This window comes from Paraburkholderia sediminicola, from assembly GCF_046026895.1.
In the GTDB taxonomy this organism is placed as follows: Bacteria; Pseudomonadota; Gammaproteobacteria; order Burkholderiales; family Burkholderiaceae; genus Paraburkholderia; species Paraburkholderia sediminicola_C.
This window is the reverse complement of record NZ_JAQQEU010000034.1, coordinates 25,622-44,023: the sequence shown is the minus strand read 5'-3', so window position 1 is coordinate 44,023 and position 18,402 is coordinate 25,622. Positions and strand designations below refer to the sequence as shown.

General features: G+C 60.1%; 16 protein-coding genes and 3 pseudogenes. 15 read left to right on the top strand and 4 right to left on the bottom strand.

Annotated features, from left to right (window positions below; genetic code table 11):
- Window positions 1-22: 22 nt before the first annotated feature.
- Window positions 23-265 (bottom strand): hypothetical protein, encoded by a 243-nt coding sequence (locus PQR02_RS22900; protein WP_408178987.1) that lies wholly within the window; start codon window positions 263-265, stop codon window positions 23-25.
- 47 nt (window positions 266-312) lie between these two features.
- Window positions 313-510: pseudogene (locus PQR02_RS22895) on the bottom strand (transposase domain-containing protein); the annotation flags it as partial.
- Between the two features lie 22 nt (window positions 511-532).
- Here PQR02_RS22895 and PQR02_RS22890 point away from each other — a divergent pair.
- Window positions 533-751: pseudogene (locus PQR02_RS22890) on the top strand (transposase domain-containing protein); the annotation flags it as partial.
- Between the two features lie 853 nt (window positions 752-1,604).
- Here the strand turns inward: PQR02_RS22890 and PQR02_RS22885 are convergent.
- On the bottom strand, window positions 1,605-2,441 hold the full coding sequence (locus tag PQR02_RS22885; protein ID WP_408236229.1) for a hypothetical protein: 837 nt from the start codon (window positions 2,439-2,441) through the stop codon (window positions 1,605-1,607).
- A 267-nt stretch (window positions 2,442-2,708) separates the two neighbouring features.
- Entirely contained in the window at window positions 2,709-2,951 is a 243-nt protein-coding gene (locus tag PQR02_RS22880) for a hypothetical protein (RefSeq protein ID WP_408236226.1), read from the bottom strand.
- Here PQR02_RS22880 and PQR02_RS22875 point away from each other — a divergent pair.
- The 14 genes and pseudogenes from PQR02_RS22875 to PQR02_RS22810 all read left to right on the top strand — a co-directional run bounded on the left by PQR02_RS22875 (window position 2,950) and on the right by PQR02_RS22810 (window position 17,743).
- Window positions 2,950-3,616 (top strand): annotated as a pseudogene (locus PQR02_RS22875) (VirB8 family type IV secretion system protein). The gene PQR02_RS22880 and the pseudogene PQR02_RS22875 overlap by 2 nt on opposite strands.
- A 5-nt stretch (window positions 3,617-3,621) precedes the next feature.
- A complete protein-coding gene (locus PQR02_RS22870) occupies window positions 3,622-4,503 on the top strand; it encodes a TrbG/VirB9 family P-type conjugative transfer protein (protein ID WP_408236223.1) in 882 nt (293 codons plus the stop codon).
- 2 nt (window positions 4,504-4,505) lie between these two features.
- The gene (locus tag PQR02_RS22865) at window positions 4,506-5,765 is read left to right on the top strand and encodes a TraB/TrbI/VirB10 family type IV secretion system protein (protein ID WP_408236220.1); all 1,260 of its coding nucleotides are present in this window, start codon (window positions 4,506-4,508) and stop codon (window positions 5,763-5,765) included.
- On the top strand, window positions 5,758-6,564 hold the full coding sequence (locus PQR02_RS22860; RefSeq protein ID WP_088176740.1) for a transglycosylase SLT domain-containing protein: 807 nt from the start codon (window positions 5,758-5,760) through the stop codon (window positions 6,562-6,564). Before PQR02_RS22865 ends, PQR02_RS22860 begins: the two co-directional genes overlap by 8 nt.
- Window positions 6,561-7,808 carry a TrbG/VirB9 family P-type conjugative transfer protein gene (locus tag PQR02_RS22855; RefSeq protein ID WP_408236216.1) on the top strand — a complete coding sequence of 416 codons (1,248 nt, stop codon included), beginning with the start codon at window positions 6,561-6,563 and terminating at the stop codon, window positions 7,806-7,808. The genes PQR02_RS22860 and PQR02_RS22855 overlap by 4 nt, the downstream gene beginning before the upstream one ends.
- Window positions 7,805-8,230: a lytic transglycosylase domain-containing protein gene (locus tag PQR02_RS22850; RefSeq protein WP_408236213.1), complete on the top strand. Its 426-nt coding sequence runs from the start codon at window positions 7,805-7,807 to the stop codon at window positions 8,228-8,230. The genes PQR02_RS22855 and PQR02_RS22850 overlap by 4 nt, the downstream gene beginning before the upstream one ends.
- A 14-nt stretch (window positions 8,231-8,244) precedes the next feature.
- Window positions 8,245-8,847 (top strand): toxin co-regulated pilus biosynthesis Q family protein, encoded by a 603-nt coding sequence (locus PQR02_RS22845; RefSeq protein ID WP_408236210.1) that lies wholly within the window; start codon window positions 8,245-8,247, stop codon window positions 8,845-8,847.
- A gap of 3 nt (window positions 8,848-8,850) precedes the next feature.
- Complete coding sequence (locus PQR02_RS22840) at window positions 8,851-10,467, top strand: type II secretory pathway protein (protein WP_408236207.1); 1,617 nt, start codon at window positions 8,851-8,853, stop codon at window positions 10,465-10,467.
- Between the two features lie 7 nt (window positions 10,468-10,474).
- Window positions 10,475-11,755 (top strand): hypothetical protein, encoded by a 1,281-nt coding sequence (locus tag PQR02_RS22835; RefSeq protein ID WP_408236204.1) that lies wholly within the window; start codon window positions 10,475-10,477, stop codon window positions 11,753-11,755.
- A complete protein-coding gene (locus tag PQR02_RS22830) occupies window positions 11,742-12,323 on the top strand; it encodes a hypothetical protein (RefSeq protein ID WP_408236201.1) in 582 nt (193 codons plus the stop codon). The genes PQR02_RS22835 and PQR02_RS22830 overlap by 14 nt, the downstream gene beginning before the upstream one ends.
- Window positions 12,324-12,325: 2 nt before the next feature.
- On the top strand, window positions 12,326-14,722 hold the full coding sequence (locus PQR02_RS22825; RefSeq protein ID WP_408236198.1) for an ATPase, T2SS/T4P/T4SS family: 2,397 nt from the start codon (window positions 12,326-12,328) through the stop codon (window positions 14,720-14,722).
- 56 nt (window positions 14,723-14,778) lie between these two features.
- Window positions 14,779-15,855 (top strand): type II secretion system F family protein, encoded by a 1,077-nt coding sequence (locus PQR02_RS22820; RefSeq protein ID WP_408236196.1) that lies wholly within the window; start codon window positions 14,779-14,781, stop codon window positions 15,853-15,855.
- Window positions 15,856-15,916: 61 nt separating this feature from the next.
- Entirely contained in the window at window positions 15,917-16,510 is a 594-nt protein-coding gene (locus PQR02_RS22815; RefSeq protein ID WP_408236193.1) for a hypothetical protein, read from the top strand.
- 15 nt (window positions 16,511-16,525) lie between these two features.
- Window positions 16,526-17,743: a hypothetical protein gene (locus PQR02_RS22810; RefSeq protein WP_408236190.1), complete on the top strand. Its 1,218-nt coding sequence runs from the start codon at window positions 16,526-16,528 to the stop codon at window positions 17,741-17,743.
- Window positions 17,744-18,402 lie beyond the last annotated feature (659 nt).

Below are 18,402 nucleotides of genomic sequence, written 5' to 3'. Positions count from 1 at the left end.
TGGCGATTCGAGACCCTTGGTATCACTCGGAGTGACGCCATTCACGATGGTCGCGCCGCACGACATGGACGCGCTCGTTGCTGTGACCGATCACGAGCGACTGATCGTCGTCCGCAATATCGAACGTGACAATCGGCTTCTCGTCGTCCATCGACAGATCAGGCGGGACCACACCGTTGATGAGGCAACACGCCATGACGCCCGTCCAGTAGGTGGACTCCAGGTACTTAGCGAGTGCGAGAATCAGTCTCGCTGCCTTCGGCACGTCTGTAAGCGCCCGGCAATGGCACCCTAGGGAGTGCCTACCAGCGATCAGGCGGTGATCGGCGCCCAGCTATGAGGCAGTAGCTGAGCGATGTCGTCGGCGCGATGCGTTGGTAAGCGATTCAGTACGTCTTTGAGATAGACATATGGATCATGGCGGTTGAGCTGCGCTGATCGAATCAGGCTCATGATGGCGGCTGCACGTTGCCCCGCACGCAACGAGCCCGCGAAGAGCCAGTTCGCCCGCTTATGGAATTGCTTCTCTAAGAGGGCCTCATGGCTGTTCAGTGACACGGTTGCCGGAGCGAAAGCGAGCGCAATCGTGTACAGCCTGATGCTCACGCGTCGGGCCTGCAATGTCGAGCCATACGCATACCTCGTGCATGTGCTGACCGAATTGCCGCAGCGCGCACCGCATGCCGATGTCACCGACCTGTTGCCCTTCAACTTCGCGAAGCTCCCGGCTGCAGCACGCAAGCCCGCTTGATTCAACCAGGGTATTGGCGCGACGTCAGCGATCGACGCGGGTGTCGTGCGGCGCAATCTCTCAACCGTCCCGGGATATCAATTCCGTGCGCTAGATTGCGCGCTTACGAATATAACGACCGCGGCGACCTACAGACATCCTAATTTGTTGCGGTAGATGGCTTGGCGGTTCGGTTCGTGCCAAGGTCTCTAGGATCTGATTGGCAGTCAAATCAGTGCGCTGCCCCAGTAGGATGGCGCGCATCGTCAGCGTTTGCAACGCCTACGACCTTAACAAGTTCGGCCAAAGCCTCTGCGACTCTAAACGAGACATGAGCCTCTGAGCCGAATGCGCGTAAGAGGGCACTCTTGAGCGCTTTGGAGACATGCCCCTCAGGTACGGACAAAGCGATGGACAATGCTCGCTGAGTTGCGAAAACCCGCTCTTCGAGTAGCCGTTGGTATAAGCGGCCGTAGTTCAGGGCTGATGTCTCTCGCTCCCGCAGAAGATGGTGGTATTCGATGGCCTTTTTGGGCGACTCGACGGGGCAAGGCGTGTGCGAATTTATTGGTGACCTGATGTGAGATAGCTGAGATATTCAACTATCGAATTTTCTCAAACGCACACCCTTGTCAAGCGCTCAAGATCACAGGCGGATACTGCAAAAAACATCGCACCTAGTTGCACCTGCAGGCGTCACTGTTTCGATTTCCCGCAATAGGACCGTCAACCGGTTGACGGTCTTGAGCCTTTGGCGTTTGTCCCAACGTATTGGCCAGAAACAACAAATTCAGGGCGACGCTTCCGCCAAACTGTGAAACCGTGAAACTCTTCGGCCACGATCGTAACGCCAATTCCGGCTTCCGATTCTCCTTCACTCCATGCCAAACCTTGTCTTCAGCATTTCAATCATGAACTCGAGCGCCGCTACGCTGTTAGCGTCGGACTCGTGAAGGTGCAATTCAACGACTAGGCGCCGCTTTGCATTCTTTCCTGGCGCTTTCCTAACCCTCGCATCGACGCCGGGGATATCGACACCCGCCAGGCGGTTCAGTATCAGTTGGGGTGATGGCCTACGCGGGGAGCAGGCCGCCTCGGCTGCGAGCGCGCGAACGTTCTTCGCCCCCTGCAGCGCTATCAGCCTCACTATTTGCTTGGCGGCCGCGAAAGTAAGATCGTCACCCGGAAAGAGCATTTTTACCTCAGCGGGCAACACCTTTTCAATGGTAAGAGCCTCGCTTAGCCGCGATTGCGGTATGCCCATGTGCACGGCCGCGACCCGTTGACTCGGGAAAGCACCCCGCATGTAATACGCTGCAATGGCGAGTGGCCCCTTCAATCCGGGAGGGGCCGCTCGTGAGCGTACTTCACCGCCTGATCGTAGGGCGCGCACAATGCCCTTTGCATCCATGCCGGTTGTGTCTATCGTTGCGGCGCTGGCCGCGAGCACGCTTTCTCCACGTTGACTTGCCAATCTCAGGAGCGCGCGCGCGTTGCCGGTGCTTAAGCCCGGTCCGGCGAACAGTCCTGTAACTTCGCGAGGCAATCGCGACACGGCGAGGGCCTCGGCAATCCTCGGAGGCGCGAGGTTCGTCTCAAACAACCTCGACAGCTTCTCTGCTGCTTGACGATATGTCCTCCATTGTGTCCCCACACCGGCCTTGAAAATTACTGCTAGCCGCAATGCATCGTCCACGACTTTTTCCATCATTAGGCTTTCTCAGTAAAGGCGCTGCTAGAAAAGTGCTTCTATCGATTGACTGGCGAAGCCTTCCATTGAAAAGCGGTGGCTGTGCTCTACGATCGCTTTCAAATCGACAATTTTCTGCCTGCGTTCCGATTGCTATTGGCTCTTGCGGCGCAACCACGCGTAGGATTCGCGTTTTTAACCGTGGTTGATTTTTTTGGTAGTGTCATGGTCTTAACTATCTGATTTTTCGGACCAAAAATTTAGCGATCTTGTTCCAAAAATGTAAATTTATAACAAAGGTTGGAACGAGAAGAAAGCATTGCAGAACCTGCATGCGCGATGGAAACGAAAGAGCACCGATTTCATATCTCTTTCCGCCTGAGACCCGTAACCATGGTTAAAGTTTTCAACAGCCAGCAAGGCTAAGACCCAATCGGCCTGCCCACAAAGGCGCTCAAATCTCTGTGCCTTTTGCCTCAAAGCCCTTGTTAGAAATTGTTTCAATGGTACCCATTCATCAAGGGTTGCCATGCGCATTTTCAGGAACAAGCGGCAGGCCGCGCTATCCACGGCCCCCGGCATGTATGCCGAGGAAGATCCATCGAAAGTCATTTTCGAGACAAGCACGCGGCTGAAGGTCGAGAGCAACCGCTGGATGCTCATTGCCTTCGCCTGTGCTGCGGTCGCAGCGGGTGCCGTCTGGACACGGCAGCCGCCGCCTTCGGTCACGCGCGTGGTGGGTGTGTCGGCCGACGTGAGCGGTCACCCGGTCGTGACGGAACTCGTCGCCTACAAGCCGGACTCCCAGGCGCTGCGCACGAGCATGCGCGACATGGCGGTGCGCTGGTTCACGATCGAGCCAGTGCTGACCGACAGCCTGCAGACATCGCGCATGTCGTCGAACATCAATTCGGTAAAGGCTCAGATGATCGGTGCCGCAACCGACCAGTTCAAGAGCTGGCTGCGCGACGACGCCCCTTTCCAGCAGATCACCGCAAATCCCAAGCTGATCCGCGAAGTGAACGTGCGCAACATCGCGCTGCTTGAAGATCAGACAGTTCTTGCCCGACGTGAAGTCTTATGCGCTGACGCTTCGCTACCAGATCGTGGCGCCAACCGCCGACGCGGCACTCACCGCAAATCCTTTCGGCATTTACATTCCGTTCTTCCGCCTTGAGCGGACCGGTGGAGCTTGACCAGGATGACCTCCCGATATCACCGTCCGACGCTCGGCGTTCTCGTTCTGCTTGCGGCGACGGCATTGCAAATGACGGCGGCGAATGCCAAAAAACCTGCTGACGCAAACTCGTTCAACGCAGCGATGATTGCGGGGGACCCGATGAGTCCCGTCAATCCGTTCAATGGTGGCGCTGACCCGCTCACGATGCCTGGTGACGCAAGGATCGGCGTGTTTCCGTACAGCCGCGACCAGATCTTCCGTGTGCTCACTGCACCGCTGAAACTGACGACCATCGAGCTGGAACCCGGCGAGAAGCTGATCGCCGACCCCGCAATGGGCGACAGTGTCCAGTGGGAGATTGACGACGACAAGATGAACCATGTCTTCATCAAGCCGCACAAGGCAGACCTGGTGAACACTCTGCACCTGACGACGAACCGCCGGGAATACGACTTCACGCTAATCGCGTCGCCGGCCGGTGGCTTTTTCTACCAGACCGTGCGCTTCCAGTATCCGCGCGCACCGATGGCACGAGTGAACGTGCGAGACGAAGCCGGTGGGACAGTCCCGGGCGCATCCGTCGGAGAACGCGGCGGCGACTCAGGCTCGATCGGCGTGTCGCCGGACAAGCTCAACTGGGACTACTCGGTGGACGGTAACGCGGAATTCAAGCCGGAGGTCGTATTCGATGACGGCCACTCGATCTGGATGCGCATGCCCGCCACGGCACAGACGTGGCCGGTGCCGATGTACAAGGATCACGGCGATCGTGTCGTCGGCAACTTCATCCGCCGCGGCGACTTCCTCGTGTTCCAGCGTCTGGCCGACGAGATCGTTCTTGTGTCGGGCAAGGACGAGGTAACGGTGACGCGCGGTCGTCGGCGCATCTTCGGAGTGTTCTAACCGTGGCGAAGAAAACCGAACAGGCCACGCCTAACGCAGAACAGGCTGCACTCGTCAAAGGCAAGACGCCCCGCAATGCGATCATGAGCATTGGCCTGCTGGCCGCCATCGTGATCGGTGTGCTCGGTTTCTACTACGAGCTGAAGGCAAGCAATCAGGCGCAGGAAGAGGCCCGCCTGAAGAAGGCGTCGGCTCTGAAAAGCAGCACAGAGGCCCCTGGAGCGAGCAACTCCGACATCGACAAGATGATCAAGCAGCAGCAGGAGGCGGCGGCGGCTGAAGCGGCCGCGCGCGCCGCGTCGGATGCATCCGCTGCGCAACGTCCGGGCGTCAAACCCATGCTGACGGGCAATGACTTCCAGCGCGAGGTGGGAGCGGACGGTGCCGACACTCGTGCGCTTGCTGCGAGCAACAAGCTCGATGCCATCTATACGTCGTCGGTATTCAAGCAGTCTGGCGCCTCCCGAAATGCCACCCAGCAGGCGTCGGCCGTGCCGGCGGGCGTACCGTCGCTGGACGATTTTCGCGCGGCTCGAGCTGCGGCGACGTCGGGCATGCAGAACCCGGCCGACGCGATGGCGCTCGCGCCGGGCAAACAGGGACAGGCGCCCGAAGACCGCGATCGCGCTTTCCTCAAGGATGCAGCGGGGCAAGGCGGCATCGAGCGGACCACCTTCAACGGACAAGCCCGCGGCTGCACGCTCACACCTCCCCACAACATCCACGTGAAGACTGTCGAAGGCCTGAACTCGGACAAACCCGGCCGCGTTGCGCTGATGGTCGATCAGGACATCTATGACAGCCTGCGTGGCGACTGCCTGATGATACCGAAGGGTTCGTTCATCAACGGCGCGTATAGCGCGGACGTCAAGGTCGGACAGGAGCGCCTGCTTGTCGCGTCGACCAGTCTGCGGCTGCCCAACGGCAAGAGCGTGCCGATGAACGGCATGCAGGGTGCGGACCAGAATGGCGCCGCCGGATTTTCGGGCGATGTCAACAACCACTTCGTGGCGATCTTTGGCGCAGGCTTCATTACCGCAGTCCTGCTGAAGAGCTTTGACAATGGCTCAACTACCTCAACGACGGCAAGCCCGGTCGGAATAACGACCACCGGGAGCACAGCAGGGCAGGTTGCCGCGACGACTGCGCAGGCCGTGCTTCAGCGTAACCAGAACATTCCGCCGACGATCACAGTGCCGGCTGGGCAGCAGTTCCTCGTCCAGGTGACGCAGGACATCGTCATGGAGCCGTACCATGACTAGGCACGTCGTTGCAGCGCTGCTGCTAGCGGTCGCGTACTCGTCGGCGGGCGCCGCAGTGATCGATACGGTGATCAGTCCGACCCGCTTCGTCGTTGAAGAAAGCGGCGAGCGCACCGTCCTCGAGCTCCCCGGTACGCCCGTGTATGCCTGCGGCCTGCAGCGCTTTCTTACGTGGGCGCAACCCCTGAAAGGACAGAGCATCAACCCGGGGTCGCGCGGCTTTGCATCGGTGCTCGTTGATGGGGCGCCTGAGAGCCTTCAGGCGATGCTCGTGAAGAATGGCTGGCTGCAACCGGCAGTGCTCGACGACGACGCGCAGGCCGCGTTGACCGAGCGCCGGGGTGGCTGGGCTTGTGCCTCCGCGCAGGCGCCATTCGACGTCATGCATACGAGCGTCGACGCAAAGATCCTTACTGGCGTCGCGCTGAATGAGTCGGCCTATAAGGGTCGTGCATGGCCGTGGACTCTCAACGTCGCCGGACGCGGCTTCTTCTTTCGCACGCGCGATGACGCCTACAAGGCGATCCGCTTCCTTATCTCCGATGGTCGTTGTGATTTCGATGTTGGCCTGATGCAGGTGAACTGGTGCTATCACCGGCAGCGCTTCGCGTCGCCGTGGGATGCACTTGCTCCGGCAACGAACATCCACGTGGCCGAAGACATCCTCAACGAGAACTATCGCAAGACGCATTCGGCGGTGAAAGCCGTGGCGTACTACCACAGCGCCAACCCACAGCCAGGCCGCGAGTACCTCGCGCGCTTCATCCAGCATCTCTCCCAAATCGACCGCGGTCTATGAAGCAAACGCTAACCCTTATCGCGCTGTCAGTGCTGTCGCTGTCGGCGTGGGCTGCGAGTACGGATCCCCTTGACTTTGACTATCAGGTCAACGGGAACATGACCGAGCGACCCGCGCTTATTTTCAACGACGGTACGGACACGTATCTTCAGCCACGAGCCGGCCAGAATCTGAAAGTAGACGGCGGTCACGCTGAAGGCCCATACATCGTTGTGTCAGGGACGCCCGAAGTCGTTTCCTATTCGGTGGGTGGGTCGAGCGCCACGGCCCGATGGAAAAAGGCGAACACCTTCACCTCCGATGCCAGCAACCGCAGTGGCGACATGCCTGCCGGCTTTGCCGGTTTCTCGAACCGCCTCGCACTGATTGGTCCGCGACCCAGTCTGGAGACGACGCGTCCGATGAGTGCAACGTTGCCGCTTGCGCAGATGGTCAAGTCGCTGGTGCCGCAAGGTTGGAGCGGCTCGGCGCAAAAAGACGTCGACCTGACGAACGCGCAGAGCTTCGCAACGCGAGACGGCGAGAACTGGATGCAGTCGCTCGACCGCCTGCTGGGGGCAGTGAACCTCTATGCTGACGTCGATTTCACCGCGCACCACGTGACGTTGCGTCGCGCGGCTGCCAAATCGACCGGGGTGAACTACGTGGCAAGCGCTGCGCCTGCGCAGCCTGCAATGCAAACAGCAGCAGTAAGCCAATTGCCCGCGTCGGGGGCAGTAGTCAGCGCGGGCGACAACGTGCCGCCGCAGGACGGTGGTCTCGCCGCCAAGTTCGGCGCGCTAGCGATCCGGGACGGCGACGACACGCACATTCAGATCCGCTTCTCACAAAGGCCTGCAAAAGAGCTCGTCTTTCGGGACATGGAGGGGCACTCGCTCAAGCCAAAATGGGACGACTCAAGCAATGTCGTGACAATTAACCGGGCGGATCGGTTTGTTGTGTCCAATGGCTCCGGCAGCGTCGAAGTGGCGCGCGTTGCCGGCCTCGTCTACGGATTTGACGCGAAGAACACCGCAGGCCTTGAAGCCGTGTTCGACAAGGAAGGATCGACGTACTTCAAATTTGCCGACACGGTCGGCAACGTCAAGGTCTCGGATGTCGCTCACATGGGCTCAGGTGAGCAGCAGGGCCGCTATTACAAGTTCAACGGTACCGCAGACCAGTTCATTGTCAACGCCGACGGCAATGTGGTGAACGTGACGCGTAAGCATGACGTCCGCTTTTTCGACCGGACGAAATCATGAGGCGCCGGGCCGTCGCCTCATTGGCGAGCGCGCTGCTGTGCGTGCAGCCGGCGCTCGCAGACTGCCTCGATGACGCAGCGCGGTTCCATCACGTCAATGTGGTGCTGGTGCGCGCAATCGCACAGCAGGAGTCAGGCATGCGCGCCAACGCGGTGAACCGGAATACGGACGGTTCTGAAGATATTGGCCTCATGCAGATCAATTCGTCGTGGCTTCCGAAGCTCAGGCGCTATGGCGTCACGCGGGAGTCGCTGTTTAACCCATGCATCAACGGATACGTCGGCACCTGGATTCTCGCGTCGAACATCAAGCAGTTCGGCCCGACGTGGAAGGCGGTTGGTGCGTACAACGCCGTCTCAACCAACAAGCAGCTGGTGTACGCAAACCACATTTATCGGCGCGTTGTGCGCGCGGCCCACTGAATCTCATGAAGCCAATGATCATCATGCCCACCCGTCGTCGCGCCTCGATCCTTGCGAAGGTTTTCGCATTACTCGCTATGACGGGCTTGGCGAACGCTGCGTTTCCGCAATCCCACCTGTCGCCGCCAGCGGGTGACGGTTGGCAGATGCTGGAGGCCAACGCAGCGAGCCCAGCCGCCCCTGGCCCAACGGCTTCGCTCGCGATGGCCAACCCTGCACCGAGTGCGGCTGCGACGTCTCACGCATCGCCGCCGCCGGTACTTGCGCCGTTCCAAGCTGTGGCGCCAACGCTCACTTCAACTGCCGTCACGCCAGTTGTCCTGCCGGGTGCACAGGCTGCAGCCGGTTCCAGCGCCCTGACGCTCACGATCACCCCGCAGGACATCAATTTGCGAAACGCGCTCGACCGCTGGCTGCAGCAGCAGGGCTGGCAACTGGCCTGGAAAATCGACGATGACCTGCCGCTCGAATTCAATGCGACGTTCAGTGGCGACTTCGATTCAGTGCTGACGCAAGTCATGCGCGCGACCAATCACATGCGCACGCCTACGCGCGTCTGCGAACACATTAACAACGTCATTCGCGTGGTCGCCCGCGCGGCAAACTGCCAGGACTAAACCATGCGAGCAAACCGCTTCCAGGCCGCTGTATCACTCCTTGCGGCAACCATGCTGACGGGTTGCGTTGTGTCGCAATCGGACATCAACCACGCCTATGACGCAGCGACACACGACGCAACGCGCGCGATGGCTGGCATGGGGGATTCGATGCCGCTAGTCGAGCACGTTTCGACCGCGTTTCTCGGCGATCGGCTTGTGCCCGTTGCGTACGAAGCGACGCTGCCGGCCGTATTCCGCGACAAGACAATCACGCTTCCGGCGAATCTGCCAATCACAAAGATCGGTACGTACATCTCGGATGCGTCGGGCTATCCCGTCCATATAAGCCCGGATGTTTTTATTCCGCGCGAAGCTCTCATCGATGCGGCGTCGGGAAATGCAGGCAGGACGGTGATGCAGACGACCTCAATGGCCGGGGCGGCAAACCTTGAGCCAGTCTACCGGCAACCGGGCAATGCACGGATTGGACAGTATCTGCATAGCGTGACTGAAGACCTCGGCCTCGCCTGGGACTTCGATGGAGCAACGATCAACATATCGCGCTTCGTAACTCGGACGTTCCAGATTGCTGCCGTTCCGGGCGCAGTTAGCATCAAGTCGTCGATGTCGAAGGGCACAGACACCTCAACGGGTACCCAGTCAACAGGAACGGGGACGACGAGCGCTAACACAGGCTCCTTTGCAGCGGTGACATCGACTGGGCGAGACGGCTCCTTCAATCAGATCGACATGATCACGAAGGAGCTCCAAAGCCTCCAGACACCGCTCGGCAAGATCACGGTCAATCCCCAAAGCCGCCTCGTCATGGTGCGCGACACCAAAGAAGCCGTCGATCGCATGAGCGAGGTGCTAAAACACGAGAACGCCATTTCGACGCGTCAGGTCATGGTCCGGGTGCGCACGTTGCAAATAGCACTTAACGACGGGTCGCAGGCCGGTGCAAACGCGGACATCGTCTTCAACAGGATCTCCGACGGTCTATCGAAATACGCCATCAGCATTACCTCACCTACGTCGCTAGCGACTGCCGCCGGTTCCGTCGGCCTTTCGATTCTCAACCCGGGCGCGCCGCTCAATGGCACCAATGCGGTACTCAACGCGCTAAACACCTTTGGCAAGACCATCGCTGACAACACGCAGACCAAGATGACGCTCAACGGACTGCCGATGTCGATCGGTTCCTTCGAAACGAAGGGCTATCTGGCGGCAACGACGCCTGCAACAGGCTCAATCAGCGGTAGCGCTGGTGCGCCTGGACTTACGCCTGGATCGGTAACGGTGGGCGACTTCGTGAACGTCCTGCCATCGGTCAACGACCATAACCAGATCATCCTTTCGTACTGGAGCGATAACTCCAAGCTCAATGGCCCATTCACCACCATCGGTACGGGTTCCGGCGCATCGTCACAGCAGATCCAGTTGCCGGACATCGTGGGCAGTAAGGATGACCAGACGATCGCGTTGTCCGACGGGCAGACGGTGGTCATGTATGGCGCCGTCACCAACAACTACGACGGTACCAGTAACAGCGGGATTCTCAGCTTCAGCGGCGCATGGAACAAGGCCAAGACATTCCAGGTGATCATGCTGACGGCCTCCGTCGTCCCGTCGATGTGAGCGGCGCATGCACTTCGAATCGATTCCCAACGAAAGGAAGGCGCGTCTCGTCTTCGGGCTTGACTGGCGCGCCTATGCGACCAAGGGCGCCGCGGGCGAGCGCCGCCGTTACGCTAACGAGCTCGACGCGACGCACTGCGTTGAGATCAAGGGCAAGGAAGAGACTGTCGCCGGCTTCTGCGCACCGGAGCCATCCGAACGGAAGGGGCTAAAACTCTATTCGGCGGCCGCACGGGTCGCGGGTCTTGATCGCGTGCGCTCGAAGCCCGCGGTGCTGGTTCTGGTTCAGGACGGGCAGCGTGTGCATGTCATTTTCGTTGTCCGCGGCGCGGTGCGCATAGACCAGACGGTAGCCCTCAATGCGCTTGATGCCAGCCTCGATACGGTTGAGGACGAGTGCGCAAAGGACCGTGTCCCCCTGTTCACAATCGGCTACGGCACCGACCTCACGGGCCTCGACGAGCCGTTCACACCAGCCGAGCTGCTGCGAGGCAAAAGCGTTGGTCTGATCAGGAAGGTGCCCGTCAAGGTGCCGACGATCATACCGCTCGCTGTCATTGGCGCCACCGTGGTCTATCTGGGGAGCGAAGCGCTCACCTATATCAATCCGCCGCCACCACCGCCGGCACCGCCGCCGACCTACATGCAGGACTATCAGGCCGCCGTTGCGCGGACCTTCAATGGCGCAGTACCGATTGCTTCCTCACTTGCGCCCGCGCTCATAGACATGCTCGGCAAGCAGGAAACGAACGTCGCCGGTTGGCAGTTCCTTAAGGCGTCATGTGGTGTGACAGGTTTCTGCTCGATCACCTACAAACGCGAGGGCGGCACCTACAAGGAATTCGACGCTCGTGCACCGGCAGAGATGCGTCCAGTGGTGTTCGATCCCAACGGTTTGCTGTTGCAGGTCAAGGGGCCGGCCGTGCCGCATGTCCAGAAGCTCGCGCTTACTGAACAGAAGCAGTGGCCGACCGCGCAGGCTCTTATCAAGCAGCTTCAGACGGACCCGCAACGGCTGTCGACGAAGCCCGACCAGTTGATGAGTCACGGCTACGTGGTCACGTTGCGCCCGCCCCAGCGTCTGCTCGCCCGCCAGCCGAACGCCGGAGAGATCAACGGACCGATCCTTCAGGCTGGCGACTGGTCGATCGACGGATATATGTGGCAGAGCCGGCTGCTAGAAAAGCTGCCGGCCAACATGGCTCTCGACGCACTTGAACTCGAGCTTAAGGACGACGGAAGCGGCGTCCATTTCACCGCGAAGGGTAAATACTATGTTCTCCAATAAATCAGGCCGGTTCGCGGCAGCATCGCTGGTTGTCCTCTGTGCCGCCGGGCTGGCACACGCCGATGAGAAGCACCTGACGCTTGACGACATCGACGGGCTTGCGCGACAGAACCTCGTCAATTCCATGCGGAAGGCTGACGGCTCGCAGCCTCCTGCGGGCGGTGTCGCATTGAGCGCTCCAATACTGGCAGCGCCGGCGCCCCCCGCGGCGACGGTAAACATCGTTGCAAAGCCTCCGAAGAGGTTGGAAACACCGGTGCGAAAGTCCTCACCGGTTTCGTTCGTTGGCGCCTACAGCGATTCGTCCGGTGCGCACGTGCTTTACGACTATCAGGGCGGAGTCTATTCGGCCAGTCGCGGGGAGAAGCTGCTCAACGGTTGGGTCGTGACGCGCGTCGATGGGTATCGCGTAACCGTAGCAGAAGGAAGGCGTACCTGGTCGGAGGTCATCTCGCAGGCCGCCGGCGTCGGTTCGACGGGAGATGGCCCCGCCATCCAGGCAATCACTGATCTCGGCGCACCTCTTCCGATGGCAACGAACGTTGGCGCATTTGGGGGAGGACGGTAAGCATGGGTATTTTTTCCGGCGTTGAGACGGACGACGCTCAGGCGAGCGGGGGCTTTATGAAACGGTTTCGCGGGGTCTGGCTGGCATTCGTTGAGGCAGGGCAGGCGGCGCCGCAGTCAGCTGGCCAACCCGGGCAGGAGCCGACCTTCAGGGAGCCGACGCGCGCGATCAATCCGACAGTCTCGTTTCTTGGCCGCCGGCTTTCCGGCGAAGATGTTGAGGACGTCGAGTCGTACGTAGAATCAGACAAGCCGGTCGCTGCGCCGGCCAGCCCGCCCGCGGCAGTTTACGCGCCTTTCCTGCAACAGCCCGAGCACGTAGGCGTAAATGTCCATGCCCCTTCGGGGGAAGTGGTCGCTGAATCAGGCGCAGACGTAGCCGGCCGTCTGGGCGACGGATATGTAGAAGGCGAGAAGGCGCTGCGTGAGCTGGACGAGCTGATAGCCGCTCAACGGGGATCGCCGAGTCAGACCGCCGCCCGTCAGTCTTCAGCCACGGAAAAAGAGAGCGTCGCGGCCCTCGGTGCCGAGCCGGTGGCCTTGCAGCCTCGACCGCAACCACACCCGGAACAGCAATTCCCCACTGGCGCAACGCCTCGGAACGAGCCCCTACCGGCAGTCGCGACCGTGCCCGTGTCATCGAACCCGCGCTATCCTGTGCCGGGAGCGCACGGCGGTACAGCGCCCGCTGAGCACAACGCCGACGACGAAGAGGATGACAATGAAGAGCCGACGAGCGCATTAAACGGCAGACCGGTGCTGGTGTCGGCCGATGCGCTGCCCGACTTCAAACGGATCGTCACTGGCACGGACGGCGACGCAACCCTGAAGCTGTCGACCGCCGCACGAAAGGAATTCGTGGCAGTCGAGATCCAGCCCGGTATCGCTATCGTTGCGGCGACCGCGCGGTTCAGTGAGCGGGCGCAATTCACAACGTTCGTCAAAGACCTTGCCGCACGCGATCTGCTCGTGCAGGAAGAAATGATCGCGACAGAGGAAGTGATCGCGGCAATTTACGAAGGGAAGCGGCGCGAAGTAACCGGGACCGTGGAACGCGAGGCGTCGCGTGCCATTGGCAATTTCCGGGACATCATCGAAGCCGCGCACGCGTACGGCGCAAGCGACATCGCATTTGAGCCACGGGACTTTCGCGGAGAAGTGGAAGTTCGCTTCCGGGTAAACGGCGATGTGTATACCTATCGGCGTCTGCCAAAAACGATCGTCCGCCGGGCGCTGTCTGCCGCGTATTCCGACCTGGTTCAGAAGAACACTAACTCGGGCAACTCTTTTCAGCCCAGCGCGACGCAGTCCGCAATGATCCCGCTGGTGGCGGGGCGCGACACCATCAATCTGCGCTGGCAGTCCGCGCCGACAGTGGGCGGCTATGACGTCGCCCTGCGTTTGCTCGATGGGAACTTCAAGAATTACTCCGTGTTGATGCCCGAGCAGATGGGCCTCGCGCCGAGCCAGTTGGCCCTGATCGACACGCTCAACTATGTGAGCGGCGGCATCACTGTTCTGACTGGCGAGACGGGTTCGGGAAAGACGACGTTGCTCCGCGCACTGTCGTACATGTTGCCCGACCGCGAGCTAAAGAAGCAGTTCGCCGTTAGCGAGCCGTCCGAATATCCGTTGCCGTGGCTTTCGGAAATCTCGATCATTCGCCGCCCGGACGAAACCGACGACGAGGCGAACCGCAAATACGCGGAAGTAATCCGCACACTCATGCGGATGGACCCGGACGATGTGACGATTTCAGAAGTGCGTGACCGCGTGGTGATGGGGCTCCTGTCGGAGCTTGCGCTCACCGGACATCCGGTGCGCTTCTCGCTGCACGCGGGCGACATCATTTCTGCGTTCATGCGGATGGCCGGCGGGCGTCTCATGCTGCCCATCGATGAACTGGCCGCCGAAGGGTTCGTTAATGCCGTCGGCAACCAGAAGCTCATACCTACGCTATGCCCGCGCTGCAAGCTACCTGCTGAAGATGTGATGCAGGAAGCCGATCTCGAACTGCTGCGCTCGAAGTTCGGACTCGACACGTCGCGAATGGCTTGCCGCAACCACGCCGGTTGCCAGCATTGCCGCCTCGACGGTCTGTTTTCGCGCGACGGCAAAGTGGCCGGCGGAACAAAGCGGCCCACGCTGGTCGCAGAACTGTATAGGCCGACCGATGAATTCCGTCAGCGAATTGCGGTTCGCGACTGGGCGGGAGCACGCGAGGTATGGCGTCGGGAGCGCAAGACCGCCTTCGATAACGAGGACATGACCGGAAAGACGGTATATGAACACGCTCTTTTCAAGGCTTCCCGTGGCGAAATAGACCCACAATTTATCAACCGTTCGATGCAGTCGTTCGGGCAATACCGCGTGTTTCCAGGCGCGGACGGAAAACTTTAAAAGGCTGACGGGTCATGCTTAGTTCGTTGATTGCGCTCCTCCCCGAAGCGACACAGATGCGTATCGCGCGCTGGCGCTTCCAGAGCGTGCGCGAGACGTTCTACAAGGAAACGCGCCTCGACATCGAGAAGAAGGGTCTTCGCGACGTCGAAACGCTGCGCGAGCGGCTCGAGACGTATGAAAACCGCAACCGGAAGCGCAACCGCATCGTGTGGAAAGTCTTTGCCAAGGTACGGGAGCGGCTGGTGAAGGGCGACTCGTTCTCGGCAGCAATCAAGCCGTTCATACCGGGGGACGAGTACACGCTGTTCGATATTGCTGACGAGTCGACGCAGAGGGACGCAGTGGTGCGGGGATTCGAGCTCGCCGAAATGGCGGCGTTCGCCAAGCGCACTCTGTCGTCACAGACCGCGCTACAGGTTGCTTATCCGACGTTTCTGCTTGTCTACCTGTACGGTTTTTGCATGATGTTCGGCGGCATGATCTATCCGCAGGTTGTAGAGATCAAGCCGCTCGAGCAGTGGCCTGATGCCGGGCGGCTGCTGTACCACATCGACACATTTGCCTACGACTACTGGTGGTTATCCACGTCGGTCGTTGTCGGAACCATAGCAGCCTACCTCTATACCCTGAAGCGCTGGGTCGGGCCGCTGCGCATCCGGTTCGACGGCTTCCCATTGATGTGGCGCAACCGGCGCGACATGCGCGCAGCGCTGTTGATTGTGTCGCTCGCTGGGCTGTTCGATTCAAACCTGACGTTGCGCGCGGCGATCAACCGGGTCGCCCATACGGCCGATCCATGGATGCGGTGGCATCTGATGACGATGAACAAGCGCCTCACGCAGCGACCAGATCAGCCAATGCGTGCCCTTGACACGGGCATCTTCTCGGAAATGATCGTGGACACCATCACCGATGCCGCCGGTCGGGATCAGTTTGAAGCGGCGATCAAATCGCTCGGGCGCGATTCGCTTGGCAGAGTCGTCGAAGCGGTGAAGCGCAATGCGCGAATGACTCACTACGTGCTTCTTGGATTTGCTGTAGTCGCTTTCCTGACGATTGGAGTGGGCTCGTACGTCGTCACGGGAGCGGTCAACATGAGTGGTGGCATTCCGGTAGCAGGCGCCCAGTAAGCGCTCAACGAGCAGTCATATCTAGGCACGCTGATACGGCGTGATCTTCGGGAGAAATCTGATGCAACAAAAAAACACCAACGCTGTCCGTCGTTTGAGTCTTCTTCGGATGGGCCGACGAAAAAAGCAGTCAGGTGAACTGTCGCTGATCGAGGCGGGGGCATACATGGCGGGCGCTGCGCTGTTGGCCATCGCGGTCATTAAAGGCAGCACCTATGTCTACACGCTGATCAAGTCCTCCGAGTTCACCAGCGAAGCGCAGATGTTTCACACCGGCATCCTCAATGCGACGCAGAACGATGCTGACTTTTCTGCTGAGACGCTAACGACGTTGGCGACGAACCGGGCGTTCGACTCGGCCGGAGCGCGTCTGGCTAGCGACAAGTCGTCGCTGAAAGGGATCTTCAATCAGGCCGTCACTGTCAGTGTCGGAACACTCAGCACGGCGAACGACTCTCTGATTCTTAGCTATCAGGTGCCTGCCGCCGTATGCGCAATGAGCATTGCCGCGTTGACCAACACGTTCTCGCAGGTCGGTGCGAACAGCACGACGCTCTCGGGACCGACCACAACCTTCAGCAGCACTACGGCGGGCACTGCGTGCGCATCTGCGGGCGCCTACGCGACGCTTCAGCTTTACACGTCGCGCACGTAACGGGGCGATAGGACCATGGGCAGCTTGCTCGAAATGATGTTCGTCCTTCTGGGCTCAGCGATCCTGACAGTGCAGGGCATCAAGCTAGACATTGAGCATCAGCGCGCGACGATGCTGGCGCTGGAAGGACAGAACGAAGCGACGTTGGTGACCGCGTTTCAGGGGTACATCTCTGACAACTTTGGGGCGATCCTGACGCAGTACACCGCCTCAGGTAATAACGCGACCATCACGCCTCCGACGATCGCTCAGCTCGTAGCGGCGGGCAATCTCAAACAGGCACACAAAAGCGGGCCGTATTGGGGTGGTGCGTACGTCACAACTATGACGATGGTGCCATCAGGCTGCACGCAGACAGCGGGGAACTGCCACGTCGCCTTCACGATGTATCCGACCACGCAACTTTTGAAGGGCGGGAAGCCGGACGTCGCTGGTGCTGCACAGGTCGCACTGGCCGGCTCGAAGCTGGCGGGCACGAGCCAGTTTGGCTATTCGAACGCACAGAGCCCAGCGCAGATCACGGGGATCAACGGGTCATTCACGGCAAGCAACCCGCTCGGCTCGAAAGCTGCGTCGATCATGGCGACCAACGGACCTGCGACCGACGGGGACTCGGTCTACATCCGGCGCGACGGTAGCCTGACCTGGACCGGCGATCAGAACGTGAACGGTGTATCGCTGCACAACGTCCAGAATCTGGACGCCACGGGCACGATCAGCACAGGCCGTTTAACCGTTTCTGGCTCATCGAGTCTCGGCACGGCGACGGCCACGACGCTTAACACTACGGGAAATACCACGGTCGGCGGAACGCTCACAGTTGCGCGTACGATCCAGGCCGGGGCCATAGGTGCGCCGCGCGCGTCCTGTAGTCCATTGGGTGCGCTAGCATCGAATAGCGACGGGCGAGGGCAGGCGCTTTCCTGCCAGAACTTGAATGACGGCGCGGGTCCGATCTGGATGCCGGTCGGCGGTCCTACGCAAACCTATAACTTTTATCAGGTTTGGAATGGTTCGGTGGTGCCGTCCCCGTCATGCTTCGCCGGGGGCTATCCGCAAATGCGATTGGTGCCGCAGACTTTCCGGGTCGATACGACTGCGGCGGTGAATTTCGCTGGCCCTGGTTCGGGACCGTGGACGATTTCGATCACAAACGGTTCGGGTTCAGGTACGTCAAATGTGGATGGAGGCGCTATCGGTACAGGCGAAGTTGAAACCTACTGCTCGTACTAAATATCGATTGAACGGTGAGAAAAATATTTAATTTTTTGATCGTGTGCGTGGGTCTTCTTGCTGGATCACACGCATGGGCACAGCGCGAGCATTGCTCGTATGGTTTTCAGGACTCATCTTGCGGGCCAACAATCTCGACTTCGGCACAGACGCCTCCGCAATGCTCTACTGGCCCAGGTTGGACGACTGGTGCGGCGGCGCTTTGGCAGGGCTCGCACTTCTCGTCGCCGCAGTGTAATTACCAAGCGCCTCCGCAGTGTCCGAGCGGATGGCAGGAAATGTCTGGTCCGTCATGGACTGGCTCATCGTGGGTCGGTCTGTCATGCCAACCGCCGCCACCGACGCAGGGTACTTGTCAGTACGGATTTCTGAGCGGTCCAACGTGGAATGGCAGTACATGGATTTATAGCTGCAATGCGCCTACGCCTCCGGTTTCTTCCGATCCCACGGCCCACTGCAAAGCTAACGCTGCCGCGGCTGGGTACAGCGTCCCTGCCGGTTTGACTGCGACGTTGACGAAGATTGGCAGCTACACGCAGGTCGCGATGTGCTACGTCAACGGTCCTTACTATGCGGGCGGTGGACCTAGCGGGGGCACTCAGTACGAGTATGCGTGCTTCTTCGACAATGCAACTGGCAATCAGTACATGGCCGACCGG